The organism is Mycolicibacter virginiensis (assembly GCF_022374935.2).
Lineage (GTDB): Bacteria > Actinomycetota > Actinomycetes > Mycobacteriales > Mycobacteriaceae > Mycobacterium > Mycobacterium virginiense.
In genome coordinates, this window is record NZ_CP092430.2 from 3,092,329 (window position 1) to 3,108,935 (window position 16,607).

The 16,607-nt window shown below is 65.5% G+C and carries 17 protein-coding genes; 2 read left to right on the plus strand and 15 right to left on the minus strand.

The window, feature by feature from the left end:
• Window positions 1-111: 111 nt before the first annotated feature.
• The 8 genes from ctaD to MJO54_RS15015 all read right to left on the minus strand — a co-directional run bounded on the left by ctaD (window position 112) and on the right by MJO54_RS15015 (window position 10,331).
• Window positions 112-1,833 (minus strand): aa3-type cytochrome oxidase subunit I, encoded by a 1,722-nt coding sequence (ctaD, locus tag MJO54_RS14980; RefSeq protein ID WP_240175141.1) that lies wholly within the window; start codon window positions 1,831-1,833, stop codon window positions 112-114.
• Window positions 1,834-1,962: 129 nt separating this feature from the next.
• Complete coding sequence (locus tag MJO54_RS14985; RefSeq protein WP_046286386.1) at window positions 1,963-2,628, minus strand: GNAT family N-acetyltransferase; 666 nt, start codon at window positions 2,626-2,628, stop codon at window positions 1,963-1,965.
• A 56-nt stretch (window positions 2,629-2,684) separates the two neighbouring features.
• Window positions 2,685-4,196, minus strand: a complete 1,512-nt coding sequence (locus MJO54_RS14990; RefSeq protein WP_240175142.1) for an acyl-CoA synthetase — start codon at window positions 4,194-4,196, stop codon at window positions 2,685-2,687.
• Window positions 4,193-5,572: a WS/DGAT/MGAT family O-acyltransferase gene (locus tag MJO54_RS14995; RefSeq protein ID WP_109403121.1), complete on the minus strand. Its 1,380-nt coding sequence runs from the start codon at window positions 5,570-5,572 to the stop codon at window positions 4,193-4,195. The genes MJO54_RS14990 and MJO54_RS14995 overlap by 4 nt, the downstream gene beginning before the upstream one ends.
• 5 nt (window positions 5,573-5,577) lie before the next feature.
• Window positions 5,578-6,990, minus strand: a complete 1,413-nt coding sequence (locus tag MJO54_RS15000; protein WP_064889452.1) for a WS/DGAT/MGAT family O-acyltransferase — start codon at window positions 6,988-6,990, stop codon at window positions 5,578-5,580.
• On the minus strand, window positions 6,990-8,210 hold the full coding sequence (locus tag MJO54_RS15005; RefSeq protein WP_064889451.1) for an alpha/beta hydrolase: 1,221 nt from the start codon (window positions 8,208-8,210) through the stop codon (window positions 6,990-6,992). Before MJO54_RS15005 ends, MJO54_RS15000 begins: the two co-directional genes overlap by 1 nt.
• A 25-nt stretch (window positions 8,211-8,235) precedes the next feature.
• Entirely contained in the window at window positions 8,236-9,390 is a 1,155-nt protein-coding gene (locus MJO54_RS15010; protein ID WP_240175143.1) for an acyl-CoA dehydrogenase, read from the minus strand.
• Window positions 9,387-10,331 carry an SDR family NAD(P)-dependent oxidoreductase gene (locus MJO54_RS15015; protein ID WP_240175144.1) on the minus strand — a complete coding sequence of 315 codons (945 nt, stop codon included), beginning with the start codon at window positions 10,329-10,331 and terminating at the stop codon, window positions 9,387-9,389. The genes MJO54_RS15010 and MJO54_RS15015 overlap by 4 nt, the downstream gene beginning before the upstream one ends.
• 94 nt (window positions 10,332-10,425) lie before the next feature.
• Between MJO54_RS15015 and MJO54_RS15020 the strand changes: the two genes are divergently transcribed.
• A complete protein-coding gene (locus MJO54_RS15020) occupies window positions 10,426-11,433 on the plus strand; it encodes an AraC family transcriptional regulator (protein WP_046286908.1) in 1,008 nt (335 codons plus the stop codon).
• A 12-nt stretch (window positions 11,434-11,445) separates the two neighbouring features.
• Here MJO54_RS15020 and MJO54_RS15025 read toward each other — a convergent pair whose 3' ends face one another.
• The 4 genes from MJO54_RS15025 to rplS all read right to left on the minus strand — a co-directional run bounded on the left by MJO54_RS15025 (window position 11,446) and on the right by rplS (window position 13,709).
• A complete protein-coding gene (locus MJO54_RS15025; protein WP_012393608.1) occupies window positions 11,446-11,751 on the minus strand; it encodes a DUF2469 domain-containing protein in 306 nt (101 codons plus the stop codon).
• On the minus strand, window positions 11,748-12,470 hold the full coding sequence (locus MJO54_RS15030; protein WP_082108475.1) for a ribonuclease HII: 723 nt from the start codon (window positions 12,468-12,470) through the stop codon (window positions 11,748-11,750). Before MJO54_RS15030 ends, MJO54_RS15025 begins: the two co-directional genes overlap by 4 nt.
• A gap of 2 nt (window positions 12,471-12,472) precedes the next feature.
• Window positions 12,473-13,300, minus strand: coding sequence for a signal peptidase I (gene lepB, locus MJO54_RS15035; RefSeq protein ID WP_046286905.1), 828 nt, complete (start codon window positions 13,298-13,300; stop codon window positions 12,473-12,475).
• 67 nt (window positions 13,301-13,367) lie between these two features.
• The gene (gene rplS / locus MJO54_RS15040) at window positions 13,368-13,709 is read right to left on the minus strand and encodes a 50S ribosomal protein L19 (protein ID WP_024443224.1); all 342 of its coding nucleotides are present in this window, start codon (window positions 13,707-13,709) and stop codon (window positions 13,368-13,370) included.
• Between the two features lie 418 nt (window positions 13,710-14,127).
• Between rplS and MJO54_RS15045 the strand changes: the two genes are divergently transcribed.
• Entirely contained in the window at window positions 14,128-15,003 is an 876-nt protein-coding gene (locus MJO54_RS15045) for a serine hydrolase (RefSeq protein ID WP_233428770.1), read from the plus strand.
• A 124-nt stretch (window positions 15,004-15,127) separates the two neighbouring features.
• Here the strand turns inward: MJO54_RS15045 and trmD are convergent, their stop codons facing one another.
• Genes trmD through MJO54_RS15060 form a run of 3 tightly spaced genes read right to left on the minus strand, consistent with a single transcriptional unit; the run spans window position 15,128 to window position 16,607 of the window.
• Window positions 15,128-15,823: a tRNA (guanosine(37)-N1)-methyltransferase TrmD gene (trmD, locus tag MJO54_RS15050; RefSeq protein ID WP_046286229.1), complete on the minus strand. Its 696-nt coding sequence runs from the start codon at window positions 15,821-15,823 to the stop codon at window positions 15,128-15,130.
• A gap of 8 nt (window positions 15,824-15,831) precedes the next feature.
• Entirely contained in the window at window positions 15,832-16,353 is a 522-nt protein-coding gene (rimM, locus tag MJO54_RS15055; RefSeq protein WP_046286228.1) for a ribosome maturation factor RimM, read from the minus strand.
• Between the two features lie 11 nt (window positions 16,354-16,364).
• Complete coding sequence (locus tag MJO54_RS15060) at window positions 16,365-16,607, minus strand: RNA-binding protein (protein ID WP_019736217.1); 243 nt, start codon at window positions 16,605-16,607, stop codon at window positions 16,365-16,367.

Genomic DNA, 16,607 nt, shown 5'->3' on the forward strand with positions numbered 1-16,607 from the left:
TCGGTCGACACACCGACATCGTCGAGCCGAGAAGTTCCGAAACCTGCTGCCGGGCAGCCAGTTATCCCCAGTCCAGCATTCATCCACAGCTGCAGATGGCAGCGGTCCGGCTCACTCGCCGCGACGGGGCACCCGTCGGTGCTGCCCCACGTGGGCTTCGGCGTGCAAACGTTCGGTCATGTGGGGATAGTGCAGTTCGAAGGCTGGACGGTTCGAGCGGATGCGGGGCAGTTCGGTGAAGTTGTGCCGTGGCGGTGGGCAGCTGGTGGCCCATTCCAATGAGTTGCCGTGGCCCCACGGGTCGTCAACGGTGACCGGCTCGCCGTAGCGGTAGCTTCGGAAAACGTTCCAGATGAACGGGAGCATGGAGACGCCCAAGACGAATGCGCCGACCGTCGCCACGATGTTCAGCGGCTGGAAGCCGTCGGTGGCCAGGTAGTCGGCGTAGCGCCGCGGCATCCCGGCCGCCCCGAGCCAATGCTGCACCAAAAATGTGGTGTGAAAGCCGATCAGCGTCAGCCAGAAGTGGAGCTTGCCCAACCGCTCGTCGAGCAGTCGGCCGGTCATCTTCGGAAACCACAGATAGATACCCGCGAAGGTGGCGAACACGATGGTGCCGAACAACACGTAGTGGAAGTGGGCGACCACGAAGTACGTGTCGTGGACGTGGAAATCCAGTGAGGGGCTGGCCAGCATGACACCGGTCAGGCCGCCGAGCAGGAAGGTCACCAGAAAGCCGATCGAGAACAGCATCGGCGTCTCAAAGGTCAGCTGCCCTCTCCACATCGTGCCGATCCAATTGACGTACTTGATGCCGGTCGGCACCGCGATCAGAAACGACATCAACGAGAAGAAGGGCAGCAGCACTGCCCCGGTCGCGAACATGTGGTGCGCCCAGACCGAGGCGGACAGAAAGACGATGGCCCACGACGCGTAGATCAACGTGGTGTAGCCGAACAGTGGTTTGCGACTGAAGATGGGAAGTACTTCGCCGATGATGCCCCAGAACGGTAGCGCCACGATGTAGACCTCGGGGTGCCCGAAGAACCAGAACAGGTGTTGCCACAGGATCGGCCCACCGTTGGCCGGGTCATAGACGTGGGCGCCCAGGTGGCGCTCGGCGGCCAGGCCGAACAAGGCGGCGGTCAGGACCGGGAAGGCCAAGAAGATCAATACGCTGGTTGCCACGATGTTCCAGGTGAAATTCGACATTCGGAACATCGTCATGCCGGGTGCGCGCAGGCAGACCACCGTGGTGACCATGTTGACTGCGGCCAAGATGGTTCCGAGCCCCGACACGATGAGACCTACGATCCACAGGTCAGCGCCGGGGCCCGGTGAATGGACGCTGTCGCTGAGTGGTGTGTAGCCCGTCCAGCCGAATTCCGCTGCGCCGCCGGGGGTGATGAATCCCGACAGGACCAGAAGACCACCGAACAGGAACAGCCAGTACGAGAGTGCGTTGAGGCGCGGGAAGGCGACGTCGGGGGCACCGATCTGCAGCGGCAATACCAGGTTGGCGAAACCGAAGGCGATCGGCGTGGCATACAGCAGCAGCATGATCGTGCCGTGGATGGTGAACAGCTGGTTGTACTGCTCATTGGACAGAAACTGCAGGCCCGGTGCAGCCAGTTCGGCGCGCATCAGCAACGCCATCAGTCCCGCGGTCAGGAAGAAGCCGAAGGCCGTCACCACGTACATCTGGCCGATCACCTTGTGGTCGGTGGTGGCCAGCAGCTCGACAATCGCCTCGCCGCGGGGCCTACGGCGCGGCGGAAATGGTCGGGGTGCGACAACCTCGGTGGGGGCCGCGCCGACCTCGCCGATGACCATTGCTCTCCCGTCACCACGCACGACAGCGATCAGCTGTGTGGCCGGGATACCCGTCGGCGGCGAGCCGAAAACCCGGGACCTATGACCGGCGCCGGCAGAACAACGCCTTCCGGGGCGAGGATCCGCTGTTTAGCCGGCGTGCGCACCCGGTGCGCGAACGATCAACGGCACCCCGGGGAAATAGGCCGCCATCTCGGCGCGGGCACGGCGCAACGCGGCGGTGCCATAGCCCTTCTTGCGGTGTTCGGGATGAATCCAGATCCGCACGTTGACCTCGCCGTGGTTGAGGTCGCCGAAGACCATCCCGACCTTCTGCCCGCCGTCGATCGCGACGAACAGCGCAGCATCCTCGTCTTCGACGCGTGCCAGCGCCGAGCGGATCTCGTCACCGATGTCGCCGGCCGGTCGCCCGGTCCCGTCGGCGCTGGCGCCGACATCCGTGGTCCGGTCCGCCAAAATGTCGCGGTCCTGCTCACCGGAGAACACCCGCAGCGCCAAGGTCTCACCGGAACTGGCCGGCCGGTCACCGAGGGTGAACGTCAGCTCGTTGTTCAGGTCGTTGAGCTCGTCGGCGATCTTGTCTCGCGACTCTTTGGTGAGCTGATCCAGCGACATTCCGATCACCGCTTCGCAGCCCAGCGGCGAGACGCCCAGCAGATCCGCGATCGCCTGCACGGCCGACGCGCGGTCGTTGGAATCGACGATCACGTCGAGCACCTCGTGGCGGCGTTCCATGGCCTTGAGCAGGGCATTTGTGATTTCACGGCGGGAGACGGCACGGTCGACAGCGGTCATAGGTGTCAGCCTAGACCGAAGTGAGCGCCGACGCGGGGGTGTTCATTTGCGGCGCGTCAGCCCACGAATTGTTGCCGCAGGATCCGCTTGAGAATCTTGCCGGTCGGGTTGCGTGGAATGGCGTCGGCGAAGATCACCTTCTTCGGCACCTTGTAGCGCGCGAGCTTGGTTCCGCACTCGGCGATGATGTGTTGTTCGCTGAGTTCGCTGTTATCGGCGACGACGATGGCGCAGGCAATCTCCCCCCACTTCTCGTCGGGCAGGCCGATGACGGCCACCTCGCTGACGCCGGGGATGCCGATCACCACGTTCTCGATCTCCGCCGGGTAGATGTTCTCGCCGCCGGAGATGATCATGTCCTTGAGGCGATCCTTGATGTACAGGTAGCCCTCCTCGTCGATCTCGCCGATGTCACCGGTTCGGAACCAGCCGTCGTCGAAGGCGCCGCGGGTGGCACCCGGGAGGTTCCAGTACTCCTTGAGCAGGAAATCGGCCTTAATCACGACTTCGCCTTCGCCGCGCTGGCTGATCACGCCATCGTCTAGACGTACCCGGACGTCGGCGAACATGCAGGCGCGTCCGGCGGAACCCACCTTGCGCAACGCGTCGTCGCCAAGCAGCAGGGTGCCGCCGCCGCACGATTCGGTGAGCGCATAACCCTGCACGACCTGCATGTTCTTGGCGGCATACAGCTTGATCAGCGGCTCGGGCATGGGCGCGCCGCCGGTGATGAAGAAGCGGAAGTCGGGAGCGTCGAGCTCGTCGAACCCGGGAACTTGACGCATGAAGTTCAGGATCGCCGGGACCGCTCCCCCGATGGTCACCCGCTCCTGCACGATCAGCGTCCACACCGTCGTCGGATCGAACTGTGGCATCGAGATCAGGGTGATCCCGCGCATGGCGCAGAAGATGACCGTCGTCAGCGCCGCCACGTGGAACATTGGCAGCGGAAGCAGCACCCGGTCACCGGCGCGCACATCGACGGTGAGCGACCACGACGTTGCCGCCGAATGCACGGAATCATGCGTGTGGACAACGCCTTTCGGACTCCCCGTGGTTCCCGAGGTGTACATGATGAACAGGTTGTCCTGGTCGCCGCACTCGATGTCGGGTTCCTTCGCATCCACGGCTGCGAGGCGTTCTTCCAGCGAGCCGGCACCGCCCGTCACCGGCAGCCAGTCGGTGACGGTGCAGGGATGGGTGGTGCCCGCCCGCACCGCATCGGCTACTGCCGCGAACTCGGCACCGTAGATCAGCGCCTTGCTGCCGCTGTTGGATGCGATGAACTCCAGTTCCGGTGCGGCGAGGCGGGTGTTGAGCGGTACGACGACGATTCCGATCTTGGCCGCGCCGTAGAACAGGCCGCAGAACTCGACGCTGTTGGGCATCAGCAGCGCCACCCGGTCGCCCTTGCTGAGCCCCAGCGAGATAAGCACGGCGGCACAGCGATTGGCCAACTCATTGAGCTGCGTGTAGTTCAGCCGCACCGCTGACGACGGCTCGACGTAGGCCTCTAGGCCGGGGCTGACGACGGCACGTTGTGCGAGCATGGCGCCGATGTTCTTCATGGAGTCCTCCGTGTCGTGGCCTGCAGTCGCTGGAATGACTGGTCCATCAGCCGGGCCAGTCGCAAGGGTTCGTCTACGGCCTCCGGGGCGGCGCCGATGGCGATGCGGACGGTGTCGTTGACGCTGGCGAAGGTGACGTTGAGTCCGGCGCCGGGCGGCAGGATCGGCAGGCCCAGGAACGCGACCAGTGGCGCACCGGCCAGGTAGAGCTGCTCGGCGGGGCCCTTCATGTTCGAGATCACCACGTTGGCGCTGGGCGCGTTTCCCAACCCGGGCAGGGAGTCTGACACCGCCATGCTGCCGGCCAGCAGCAGCGCGTAGACCTGACGCGAGCTCGTCTGCATGCGACGTCCCTTGTCCTTGGCCTTCTTCGTGGCGCCGTTGATCTGGCGCAGCCGCTCACCGATGTCCGCTCCGGGCGCGCCCATCGAGATCAGTTCGGCGCTCACCTGATTGCCTCCCGCCCCGCCCGATTCATCGCGCAGCGACATGGGCATGAAGGCAACCAGCGGTCGGTCGGTGGGCGCCCCGCGCTCGCCGAGATAGGTGTGCAGGGCATCGTCGATGACCGTCATGACAACGTCGTTGATGGAGGTGTTGGTTGCCGCGGCCACCGCCTTGACGTCGGCGAGCGGCAGCCCGGTGTCGGCGTAGGAACGCGCAGCCGATTTAGCGGTGTTGTTGAACAACGTTCGTTGCGCGGTGAACGGCACCGACGCCATGCGCGGTTTCAGGTGCAGTGCCTGCACGCCGAATTCGACGATGTCGGCTCCGATGCCGATCATGTCTGCGGGCAGCTTGGTCAGTCCCCGCAGCTGCCCCTGCAGCCGCTGGGTCTGGGAAACCCTAGGACGCCGGCGACGCACCTCGGCACCGCCCTCGGGCGCCATCCACGGGGCCGCCAGTCGCTCGTCATCGGGCGAGTCGCTCATGAAGTTGCGCATCACTCGCAGCCCGCCTTCGCCGTCGATGAGGGCGTGGTGCACCTTGATCATGACAGCGAGACAGTCGTTTTCGAGGCCGTCGATTATGTAGCACTCCCACAGCGGCCGGCTGCGGTCGAGCAGCCCGCTGTTGAGCGTGGAAACCAGCTCATAGAACTGCGTCATAGTGCCGGGCGCCGGCAGGTCGACCTGGCGGACGTGGTCGGCCATGTCCGGCTCGACGGTCTGCCACGCCGCAATACCGGTGCCGGCCCAGGCGAGTTTGTGGGTGAAGGGCTTGACCGCCCGGCTACGCCGATAAGCGTCGAACAGCCGGGCCCCGAAGGTCGACTCCTGCCCCTGCGGTTTCTTGAAGATCGTCATGGCGGCCATGTGAAGTGGCCGATTTGGGTTCTCCAACAACAGAAAGGTCAGGTCGGTCGGGCTAATCATTCCGCTCATTGGGCAATCTCATTCGTTTCAGTAGCAGCAAGCAGGGCGTTGAGCTCATCGACGAAGTGGCCGAAGAGTTCCCAGCCGTCGCCGAGGACTTCCCGGTCCGCCAGCATGCAGATGTTGGCCCGCCCGCAGTAACTCCACATCGTGACGTTGAGGCCGGTACCATCGGCGAGTTGCCCGGTGGAGAACCAATTGTCGAGCTTCCAGTTGTCCAGGTAGAGCGCGTCTTTGGGCCCGGGGACGTTGGACAGCACCAGGTTGCCGAAAAGGCCGAAGCTGCCTCCCCGGCGGTGGATCGCCTTGCGGATGAGCGTGATGCCCCAGGGTGGGACGACTTGTAACAACGCGCTGATGTCGGCCCCAGCCTCCTTGACCGCCTTGATGTGCTCTTTCATCTCGAGATTGGACTCGCGGCTGGCCGCAAGTCGCTGCAGCGGATCGGCGATATCACTGCGGATCCAGCAGAAGTCCTGGGTGGCGAAGTTGCCCCGGCCCTCCATCCCGGTGGGCCGCTCACCGGCGAATGGGGTGGCGCCGATCAGGGGATGCTCATCGGGGTCGTAGTCCGCGCCGATGAGGAGACGACGAACCGCACCGGCCACGCAGCTGCTGAAGACGTCGTTGATGGTGACATCCAGGGCCTTGCTGACGGTGACGAAACTGTCCAATGGGAGGCTGTCGCAGACGAAGGTCCGCCCGGCGCTGAGATTGACGTTCAGCGGTGTCTGCCTCATCATTCCGGCCGCCGGCGGTGGCGGCGCTCCGGTCGATTTGCGCTTGCGTTCCAACATGACCCGCTGCCACAGCCCGGCGGCCACCTTCGGCAGGTTGGCGATGGCGACTTCGGGAAAATCGCGGACCGCCCAACCGAGGCGGCGCAGCCACGACGGCAGCGGCGGTGGGTCGTAGGGCGGCGGCTCATCGGATTTGACACCCGGCTGCGGCTGGTAGAAGCGCTGCATCAGCCAGGACGCACCGACGCCGTCGACGTAGGCGTGGTGCACCAGCATCACGCAGGCGACCTTGCCGTCGGCGAGTCCTTCGACGACCCACATCATCCACAGCGGTCTGCTGCGGTCGAGTTGATAGGCGTAGATGTCGGCCATGAACTCGCACAGGCTCTTGTGGTCGGCCGGTGGTGGGCAGGCAACACGGCGAATGTGGTACTTCAGCTGGAAGTCTGGATCCTCAACCCAGTAGGGATGGTTGAGGCCCAGTGGCGAGTCGAGGTACTTCCACCGCAAGATCGGCATCAGGTGCAACCGGCGCGCCGCCTCGGTGCAGAACTTGTCGAAGGACCAGCCTTCGGGGTCGGTGGACGGGTCGATAATCGCCACCTTGAACGTATGCATATACGCCTTGGGTGTCTCCATGCCGAGCATGAATGCGTCGACCCCGTTGAGCCTCTCCATTATCGCCTCCGCGCCGTCTGGTCGCCGTGCTTTCCGGTTCCGGATCGCTTGCGACCCAACCGATACGACCGATGAGCCTCATCGAGGAAGATCCCGATCGCCGTCACGGCCGCCGGGGTGCGGGCACCGTCGGTCACGTCGAACCCGTGGTGAGCACCGGGCAGCTCCAGATACCCGACGGGCGCTTGCGACGTCGCACGCAGCCTGTCCGCGAAGGCGGCCGCCTGAGCGACCGGGATGATGGTGTCGGCGGTGCCATGCACCATCAGGAACGGCGGCGCATGCGGCCCGGTCCGCGCGATCGGCGAGGCCGCCCGGAACAGCTCGCGGTGCCGGTCGTGGCGCTTGCGTACTACGACCCGCTCAATGAAGTCCATGAACCGGCGCCGCTCCGCAGTCGACCGGTCTTCCCAGTCGTAGCGCCCATAGATGCCCACCACCGCATCCACCGACGTATCGGCGTGGGCCGGAAGATCCGCTTCCAGGCTGCGGTCGCCGGCGGTCAGACCGACCAGGGCGGCCAGGTGGCCGCCGGCCGAGGCGCCCGCAATGGCCACGAAATCGCTGTCGCCGCCGAAGGTGTCGGCGTTGGCCCGCGCCCAGGCAACCGCGGTCTTGACATCGCTGAGGTGGCGCGGCCAGCGATTACGCGGCGACACGCGGTAATTGATCGACAGGCACACCCAGCCTCGCTCGGCGAGGTGACTCAGCAGCGCATCGCCCTGCAGCGCGCGGCGGCCGTGCACCCAACCGCCGCCCGGCACGAAGATCAGCACCGGCGCCGACGTGGCGAGCGGGCCGGGCCGGCGCCAGAAGTCGAGCACCTGTTCCGGAGAGTCCCCGTAGCGCACCGATTCCCGCCACAGGTACCGACGCCGGTTCCGGCGGTAGCTCAACACCGGTGGCAGCCGGCCGGGCCGCGGCCAGTCGATGTCGAGCCGCGCGGCCGGCACGATGTCGCGCAGGGCATCCGCGCACACCTGCGCCGTGGTCGGGCTGGGCTGCTCGTCATGCGTACTTTGGCGTGGCACGAACATTCCTTTGATCGCCGCGGAGGCGATACCGGGAGCGCGTCCCCCGACCCACAGGCCCGCTGCGACCAGGGTGCCGAACGGCGTGAGGCGCTTGCCGAGGACGGGCACGGCGGCCAGTGACTCGCTCAGTGCCATGAGGTAGTCGACCGGCCCGGTCCGCGGCTCGACATCCACGTCTGGTTCCATCTTGCGCCTCCTGTGTTCGTCCGCGTCAGCGCAGGAGGTGTCGGCTCATGACGACGCGCTGGATCTGGTTGGTGCCCTCATAGATCTGGGTGATCTTGGCGTCACGCATCATCCGCTCCACCGGGAAGTCCGTGGTGTAGCCCGCCCCACCGAACAACTGCACCGCATCGGTAGTGACCTCCATGGCCACATCCGAGGCAAAACACTTACTGGCCGCCGAGATGAAACCCAACCCGGTCTCACCACGCTCGGCCCGCGCCGCCGCCGAATACACCATCAACCGGGCCGCCTCGAGCTTCATCGCCATATCGGCCAACATGAACTGCACACCCTGAAACGTGCTGATGTTCTTACCGAACTGCTTACGATCCTTGGTGTACTCGATCGCCGCATCCAACGCACCCTGGGCAATACCGACCGCCTGCGCACCAATCGTCGGACGCGTGTGATCCAACGTCCGCAACGCCGTCTTGAACCCCGTCCCGGGCTCACCGATGATCCGATCCCCCGGAATACGGCAGTTCTCGAAATACAACTCCGTTGTCGGCGAACCCTTGATACCGAGCTTGTGCTCCTTGGGCCCGATCGAAAAACCCTCATCGTCGATGTGGACCATGAACGCCGAAATGCCGTTGGCATCCAGATCCGGATCGGTCACCGCCATCACCGTGTACCAACTCGACTTACCACCATTGGTGATCCAGCACTTGGAGCCATTGAGGATCCAGTCATCCCCATCAGCCTTGGCCCGAGTCCGCATCGCCGCAGCGTCACTGCCGGCCTCACGCTCACTCAACGCATACGAAGCCATCACCTCACCGGCAGCCAGCCCCGGCAGCACCTGTTGTTTGAGCTCCTCCGAACCCGACAAGATCAAACCCATCGTGCCCAGCTTGTTCACCGCCGGAATCAACGACGACGACGCACACACCCGCGCGACCTCTTCGATCACAATGCACGCCGCCACCGAATCAGCACCCTGACCGCCGTACTCCTCCGGGACATGCACCGCGTTAAAACCCGACGCGTTCAACGCCGCCAACGCCTCTTCGGGGAACCGAGCCTGCTCATCAACATCCTTGGCGTACGGAGCGATCTCCTTCTCCGCCAACGCCCGAATCGCCGCCCGCAACTCATCATGCTCCTCGGGCAACTTGAACAGATCAAACGAGGGATTCATCGGGTGCTACCTGCCTTCGCCCACGGGAAGAAGCGGCCTGCCGCGGCTGCGGTGAGCCGTTGATATCCCGGTCCGATGACCCGCACGAGTACGTCGAGGGCGTGCGCCTCCCACCCGATCAATACCCGGGCACGGCCGGCGCGGACACCGTCGAGAATGGTTCGTGCAGCCATCTCCGGGGAATGCAGCAGGAGGTAGCGGTCATAGAACTCGGCCAGCGTCTGGGCGTCTTCGCCGTCGCAGACGGTCGCGTTGCGGGCGACCCCGGTCTTGATGCCGCCCGGGTGTACACACGTCACCTTGACCGGATGACCGTTGATCAGCATCTCTTGACGCAGTGCCTCGGTGAAGCCGCGAACAGCGAATTTAGCGGCGTTGTAAGCACTTTGACCCGGCACTGCGATCAGCCCGAACAGGCTGGAGACATTGATGATGTGCCCGTCTCCGGATGCGATGAGGTGCGGCAGAAAGGCTTTGGTGCCGTTGACGACACCCCAGAAGTCGACGTCCATGACGCGCTCGATGTCCTTGAACGACGCCTTCTCGACGTCGCCGTTGTAGGCGATTCCGGCGTTGTTGTAGACCTGATGCACCTCGCCGAAGTGATCGGCCACCTCGTCGGCGTACGCGAGCACCTCCGCGCGTTCGACCACATTGAGCTGGTCGGCCTTCACCTGCGCTCCCAGCGCCTGCGCCTCGCGCACGGTGTCGGCGAGCCCATCGGCGTCGATGTCGGACAGCGCGAGCTTGGCACCGTGGGCGGCGAGGTTGAGCGCCAACGCTTTACCGATCCCGGAACCCGCACCGGTGATGACCACGACCTTGTCTACGAATCGGGTGTCGGGCTCGACTGGGTGGCGGCCGCGCAGTCCGGCCAGGGCGATGACGAACCCGGAAGATCCCAGTCCTAGCGCCCAACGGGGTAAGCGTTGCGAAATCATGCCCCGATCTTGTCGACCGCTAGTGGCTTCGGTCTTGACATTTCCCGACGTTTTTTTATCATTTTCCGACAACCGAGTGGAGGCGGTGAGCGAGATGTCGTCGGGCAGTTTCATCCGCGCCCCGGCCGCGTCGGGTTACACCGAGCTGGTCCGCGAACTCGGCGGCGACCCGGCGGCATTCCTGACCCGCTTTCATATCCCGGCAGAGGTGGAACAGCAGGAGGACGCGTTCGTCCCGGTCGACGCCTTTGCCCGGATGCTGGAGGCCACCGCCGATGAGCTTCGCTGCCCGGAGTTCGGCCTTCGCCTCGCCCACCTGCAGGGGCTGCATATCCTTGGGCCGATCGCGGTGATCGCGCGCAACGCCCAGACCGTGGCCAGCGGCCTGGGTGCGATCTCGCGGTTTCTGTATATCCACTCCCCCGCTTTGGAACTGACCGATAGGCGAACGCCACGGGGCGTCGCGTTCACCTACGAGGTGACCGAGCGAGGAATCCCCTACCCGCTGCAGTCCTATGAGCTCAGCATGGGCATCGCCGTACGTATCCTGCAGTTGCTCGGCGGCCCAGGTGCACGGCCGGAATCGGTCTCGTTCATCCACCGACAGCAAGCCTCCGACAGCGCGTACCGCGAGGCGCTGGGGTGCCCGGTGCGCTTCGAGCAGAGCTGGTGCGGGTTCGAGCTACCCACGCACCTGGCGGAACGGCGCATCGAGAACGCCGATCCCCACACCAGTCGCATTGCCACCCAGTACCTGGAATCGACCTACCTGCCGAAGACCTCGCCACTGGCGGCACGCGTGGCGGAGCTGGCCCGCCGACTGTTGCCCACCGGGCAGTGCAGCATCGACGTCATCGCCGCCGAGCTGGCGCTGCATCCCCGGACCCTGCAAAGGCGACTGGCGACCGAAGGAGTCAGCGGCCGAGACATCATCGACGAGCAGCGTCGCATCCAGGCGATGCGGTACTTCGCCGAGCCCGGGTTACCGGTACGGCAGATCGTGGTCCTGCTCGGCTATACCGAACAAAGCGCACTGAACCGATCGTGTCGCCGGTGGTTCTCAAAGACTCCGCGCGAGTGTCAGGTCAGTGGGTGCAGCTAGGCGCCTGTGGCGCTACTCCGGAAGCCGCAGCTCCGGCTTCTCGACCTCTTCGATGTTGACGTCTTTGAAGGTGACCACCCGCACCTGCTTGACGAAGCGGGCCGGGCGGTACATGTCCCACACCCAGGCATCGGCCAGCCGAAGCTCGAAATAGACCTCGCCGTCGGCGTTGCGGGGCACCATCTCGACGCTGTTGGCCAGGTAGAAGCGCCGTTCGGTCTCCACCACGTAACTGAACTGCCCCACGATGTCTTTGTATTCGCGGTACAGCGAGAGTTCCATCTCGGTTTCGTACTTCTCGAGATCTTCGGCACTCATCTGCTCAGCCGTCCTTCTGCTCGGTTCGTCGACCCCATTGTCCCCGCAACCGGGGCGGCCGCGGCAGCCATAGCCATGTTGCGCACGTTGATGAACGAGAAGCGATGTTGGCTGCACGGTCCTAACGCAGCCAGGGCCGCGGTGTGCGCCGCGGTGGAGTAGCCCTTGTGTACCGCGAAGCCATAACCGGGGTGGTCGGCGTCCAGGGTCGCCATGTAGCGGTCCCGACTGACCTTGGCCAGCACGCTCGCCGCGGCAATGCACGCCGCCGCCCCGTCGCCGCCGATCACCGGAAGCGAGGGCATCGGCAGCCCCGGGACCCGGAACCCGTCGGAGAGCACATAGCCCGGCCGCAGCGGCAGGCCCGCCACCGCGCGCCGCATACCCTCGATGTTGGCCACGTGCACGCCGCGCGCGTCAACGTCGGCGGGCTCGATGAACACCACGTGGTAGGCCAGCGCATACCGGCAGATCAGCGGGAACAGTTGCTCGCGGATCTTCTCGGTGAGTTTCTTGGAATCGTCCAGCGCAGCCAGGGCCGCGGGTTTGCCCGGCCCGAGCACACAGGCGGCCACCACCAGCGGACCGGCGCAGGCCCCGCGGCCGACCTCGTCGACCCCGGCGACCGGGCCGAGCCCACTGCGGTACAGCGCCGACTCCAGAGTGCGCAGCCCCGGTGAACGACGAATCACCGTGCGCGGCGGCCAGGCCGGAGCCATCGCTACGGGCCCTGCTCGGCCATCTTCTGGGGGTTTACCGATTTTACCGGCCCCCAGCGCGACGGCGGCCAGGCGATGAACCTGGTCTTTCCGATCACGTTGGCCACCGGCACGGTGCCGGCGTCCAGATCTTCTCCAGTGCACAGGATCCGGCGCTGCAGGTCGGGTTGGACCTGCACCGAGTCGCAGTGCGCCCGCGAGTCCGACGAGTGGGTGCGGTTGTCACCCATCACCCACAGCCGCCCCTGCGGCACGGTCACCGGACCGAACTCGTTGCCGAGGCAAGGATAGACCAACGGGTCGACCATCAGGGTGGCCGGGTTCAGGTAGGGCTCGTGGAGCAGCTTGCCGTCGACGGTCAGGCCGGTGTCGTTACGGCACTGAACCGTCTGACCGCCAACCGCGATGACGCGCTTGACCAAGTCGTTCTCGTCGGGCGGGACGAACCCGATGAACGACAAGGCGTTTTGCACCCAGCGCACCGGGGTGTTCGTCGACCGGATCGACTTGTAGCCGACGTTCCACGACGGGGGGCCTCGGAAGACCACGACGTCACCGGGCTGAGGTGTGCCGAAACGGTAGGTGACCTTGTCCACCATGATGCGGTCGCCGACGCAGCCGTGGCAGCCGTGCAACGTCGGCTCCATCGACTCCGACGGGATGAGGTACGGACGTGCCACGAACGTCAGCATCAGGTAGTACAACACCAGCGCGATCGTGATCAGCACGACCGACTCGCGCAGCGTGCTGTGCTTGCCGTCCTCGGGCACCTCGGCAGCCTCAGCCGCGTCGGGGGAACTTTCGGGTGATGAGCCCGTGGTTTCGGTCACGAGATCAGGGTAATGACCGCGTCAGCGGCACCGGAGACCGATCGGAAAAAGCCCGGCGCGGGCAAGATCAGCGCTTTTCCTTGATCTTGGCCTTCTTGCCACGCAGCTCACGCAGGTAGTACAGCTTGGCGCGCCGGACGTCACCGCGGACCACGACGTCGATGTGGTCGACGTTGGGCGAGTGGACCGGGAAGGTCCGCTCCACGCCGACGCCGTAGCTCTCCTTGCGGACGGTGAACGTCTCACGCACGCCGCCACCCTGCCGACGGATGACCACACCCTTGAACACCTGGATGCGCTCCTTGGAGCCCTCGATCACCTTCACGTGCACGTTGACCGTGTCGCCGGGGGCGAAGGCCGGGATGTCGTCGCGCAGCGACGCCTTGTCGACGATGTCCAGCGTGTTCATTGCGGAAACACTTCCTCGCGGGTCGCGGCTTCGGACCGGCCGACACGCGTTGTGGGCATGCAGACGGTTACCGAGCCGATGGGTTCGGGCATGTTGTCGCACTGTGCGGTGACCGGGACGCCAGGACTCCGCTGCAGCATCAACCGCAGGCGACAACTGCTCAATTGTGCCAGACGCAGCGCAACCAGTGAAATCGCGCAAATCGCCGCTGGTCGTTCCACGCCGAACCCCGCCGCCGTGATAGTCCTGGAGGCAACCGAACTGCGCGATCTGCATGCCCACGCGGTAACCTATCCGGCGGGCCGATGGCAGCAGTTGTGGCGAGCCCGTGAACCCCATGTCGGTGCGATTACGCGCCCGATACCTGTTGAGGAGGCCACCCGCCGTGCGGCCATCGATGCTTCTGTTGACCGTCGTTATGGTGATTTCCACGGTGGTGTTCGGCTGCGACGAGAAGGTCTATGGCGCCGACGCGGTGCGGCCGACGCCCTACCACGCACCCGAAGTGACACCGGTGGCCACGGCGATCGAAGCCCCCCGGGCACCTGCGATTCAGCCGGCCGCGGTGGTCGATGGTCTCTCGGCGCGCATGCAGGAAGCCACCGACGATGCCGCCAAGGTCGGCGCCAACATCTCGGTGGCGGTGCTGGACCGGATCTCACACCAGCTGATCACCAACGGCAACACCCGGCCGATCGCCACTGCGTCGGTAGTCAAGCTGTTCATCGCCGACGACCTGCTGTTCCGCAAGCCCGAAGGCGGCCTGTCGGCTGACGACCGGGCTGCTCTCGATTCCATGCTGCGTGCGTCCGACGACGGAGCGGCCGAGACGTTCTGGAACCAGAACGGCGGCAACGCGATCATCACCCGGGTGGCCGGCCGCTATGGCCTAGCCAGCACCTCACCGCCGTCGAACGGTGCCTGGTGGAACACCATCAGCACCGCACCGGACCTGGCGCGTTACTACGACATGCTGCTCAACGGTTCCGGCGGTCTGCCGCCGGCGCAGGCGAACATCATCATCAACGACCTCGCGCAGTCCACCCCGAGCGGCCTCGACGGCTACCCGCAGCGCTTCGGGATCCCGGAAGGCTTGTACGACGAGCCGGTGGCAGTGAAGCAGGGCTGGATGTGCTGCATCGGCAACAACTGGATGCACCTGTCGACCGGCGTGGTCGGGGCGGATCGTCGCTACATCGTGGTGATCGAGTCGCTGCAGCCCAGCGATGACGCCACGGCGCGCACCACCATCACCGAAGCCGTGAAGACCATCTTCCCCGGCGGCCGGATCTAGGCGAGCGAAGCGGGTCGCCTTAAAGACCCAGGCGATCGCAAGCGCGGCGGAGCCGGGCGAAGCGGGTCGCCTTAAAGACCCAGGCGATCGCAAGCGAGGCGGAGCCGGGCGAAGCGGGTCGCCGTTAGGGCTCGGGATCCAGCAGATCCGGGCGGCGTTCGCGGGTCCGCGCTAGGGCGGCCTCGTGACGCCAGGCATTGATCCGGGCGTGGTCACCGGAGAGCAGCACGGCGGGCACGTCCAGGCCGCGCCAGCTCGGCGGACGGGTGTAGCTCGGCCCCTCCAGCAGCCCGTCGCGGTCCGGGGAATGCGAATCGTCGCGTTGGGAGGCCGGATTGCCGAGCACACCGGGCATGAGCCGCAGCACCGCCTCCAACATCACCAGGACTGCAGGTTCCCCGCCGGCCAGCACATAGTCACCGATTGACACCTCTTCGACCCGCATCCGCCGAGCGGCGTCGTCGGCGACCCGCTGATCGATGCCCTCGTAACGGCCGCAAGCGAACACCAGATGCTCTTCGTGGCTCCAGCGCTGCGCGGTGGCCTGGTCGAACAGCGTTCCCGCCGGGGTCGGGACGATGAGAACCGTCTGCTCCGAACAGATTTCGTCCAGCGCTTCACCCCAGACCGGCGCCTTCATCACCATTCCGGGGCCGCCCCCGTAGGGCGAGTCGTCCACCGATCGATGCACATCGTGAGTCCAGCGCCGCAAGTCGTGAACCTCGAACGCGACCATCCCGGATTCGATCGCCTTGCCGGGCAGTGACTGACGGATCGGGGCCAGGTAGTCGGGGAAGATCGTGACGACATCGATTCGCATGCCGCGCTTTACCCGTCCAGCTCCAGCAGCCCGTCGGGCGGTTCGATCACCACGGTGCCCTCTGCCAGCGACACCGACGGCACGAACGCAGCGATGAACGGCACCAACAATTCCCGGCCGTCGGTCCGCTTGATCGCCAGCAGTTCACCGGCAGCAGTGTGCAGCACCTCGGTCACGGAGCCGATCTCCTCCCCCGCCACAGTGCGCACCTGCAGACCCTCGAGTTGATGGTCGTAGTAGGTGTCCGGCTCGGTGATCGGCGGCAACTCCGTGGAGTCGACGACGAAAACGCTGCCACGGACCGCGTCGGCGCCGTCACGGTCGACGATCCCGGCCAACCGCACCAACAGGCGTGCCCCGTGAGGGCGCGCCGCCTCGACGACGTAGTCGCGTTGCGGCGCACCGGACTTACGGGCGTGCAGCGTTGCACCCGGCGCAAACCGAAGTTCGGGATCGTCGGTACGGACATCGACGACGAGTTCGCCGCTGATGCCGTGGGCTTTGACCACACGCCCGACCGTCAGCTCCATGAGCCGGCCGACTACCGGTCGGTGTCCACCACGTCCACGCGGATGCCACGTCCACCGATACCGGCAACGAGGGTGCGCAACGCAGTGGCGGTGCGACCGCCGCGACCGATTACCTTGCCCAGGTCGTCGGGGTGCACGTGCACCTCGACGGTGCGGCCACGGCGGTTGGTCACCATGTCGACTCGTACGTCATCCGGGTTGTCGACGATGCCGCGCACCAAGTGCTCGACGGCGTCTGCCACCACGGCACTCAT

Excerpts from the sequence above, each read along its gene's own strand:
- rimM (WP_046286228.1), bottom strand. The coding sequence starts at position 16,353 with ATGGAGCTGACGGTCGGGCGTGTGGTCAAAGCCCACGGCATCAGCGGC.
- MJO54_RS15045 (WP_233428770.1), top strand. The coding sequence starts at position 14,128 with ATGGTGATTTCCACGGTGGTGTTCGGCTGCGACGAGAAGGTCTATGGC.
- MJO54_RS15015 (WP_240175144.1), bottom strand. The coding sequence starts at position 10,331 with ATGATTTCGCAACGCTTACCCCGTTGGGCGCTAGGACTGGGATCTTCC.
- MJO54_RS15005 (WP_064889451.1), bottom strand. The coding sequence starts at position 8,210 with ATGGAACCAGACGTGGATGTCGAGCCGCGGACCGGGCCGGTCGACTAC.
- ctaD (WP_240175141.1), bottom strand. The coding sequence starts at position 1,833 with ATGGTCATCGGCGAGGTCGGCGCGGCCCCCACCGAGGTTGTCGCACCC.
- rplS (WP_024443224.1), bottom strand. The coding sequence starts at position 13,709 with ATGAACACGCTGGACATCGTCGACAAGGCGTCGCTGCGCGACGACATC.
- MJO54_RS14990 (WP_240175142.1), bottom strand. The coding sequence starts at position 4,196 with ATGAAGAACATCGGCGCCATGCTCGCACAACGTGCCGTCGTCAGCCCC.
- MJO54_RS15030 (WP_082108475.1), bottom strand. The coding sequence starts at position 12,470 with ATGGCTCCGGCCTGGCCGCCGCGCACGGTGATTCGTCGTTCACCGGGG.
- MJO54_RS15020 (WP_046286908.1), top strand. The coding sequence starts at position 10,426 with ATGTCGTCGGGCAGTTTCATCCGCGCCCCGGCCGCGTCGGGTTACACC.
- MJO54_RS15060 (WP_019736217.1), bottom strand. The coding sequence starts at position 16,607 with ATGAGTGCCGTGGTGGCAGACGCCGTCGAGCACTTGGTGCGCGGCATC.
- MJO54_RS15000 (WP_064889452.1), bottom strand. The coding sequence starts at position 6,990 with ATGGAGAGGCTCAACGGGGTCGACGCATTCATGCTCGGCATGGAGACA.
- MJO54_RS15010 (WP_240175143.1), bottom strand. The coding sequence starts at position 9,390 with ATGAATCCCTCGTTTGATCTGTTCAAGTTGCCCGAGGAGCATGATGAG.
- MJO54_RS15025 (WP_012393608.1), bottom strand. The coding sequence starts at position 11,751 with ATGAGTGCCGAAGATCTCGAGAAGTACGAAACCGAGATGGAACTCTCG.
- trmD (WP_046286229.1), bottom strand. The coding sequence starts at position 15,823 with ATGCGAATCGATGTCGTCACGATCTTCCCCGACTACCTGGCCCCGATC.
- MJO54_RS14985 (WP_046286386.1), bottom strand. The coding sequence starts at position 2,628 with ATGACCGCTGTCGACCGTGCCGTCTCCCGCCGTGAAATCACAAATGCC.
- MJO54_RS14995 (WP_109403121.1), bottom strand. The coding sequence starts at position 5,572 with ATGATTAGCCCGACCGACCTGACCTTTCTGTTGTTGGAGAACCCAAAT.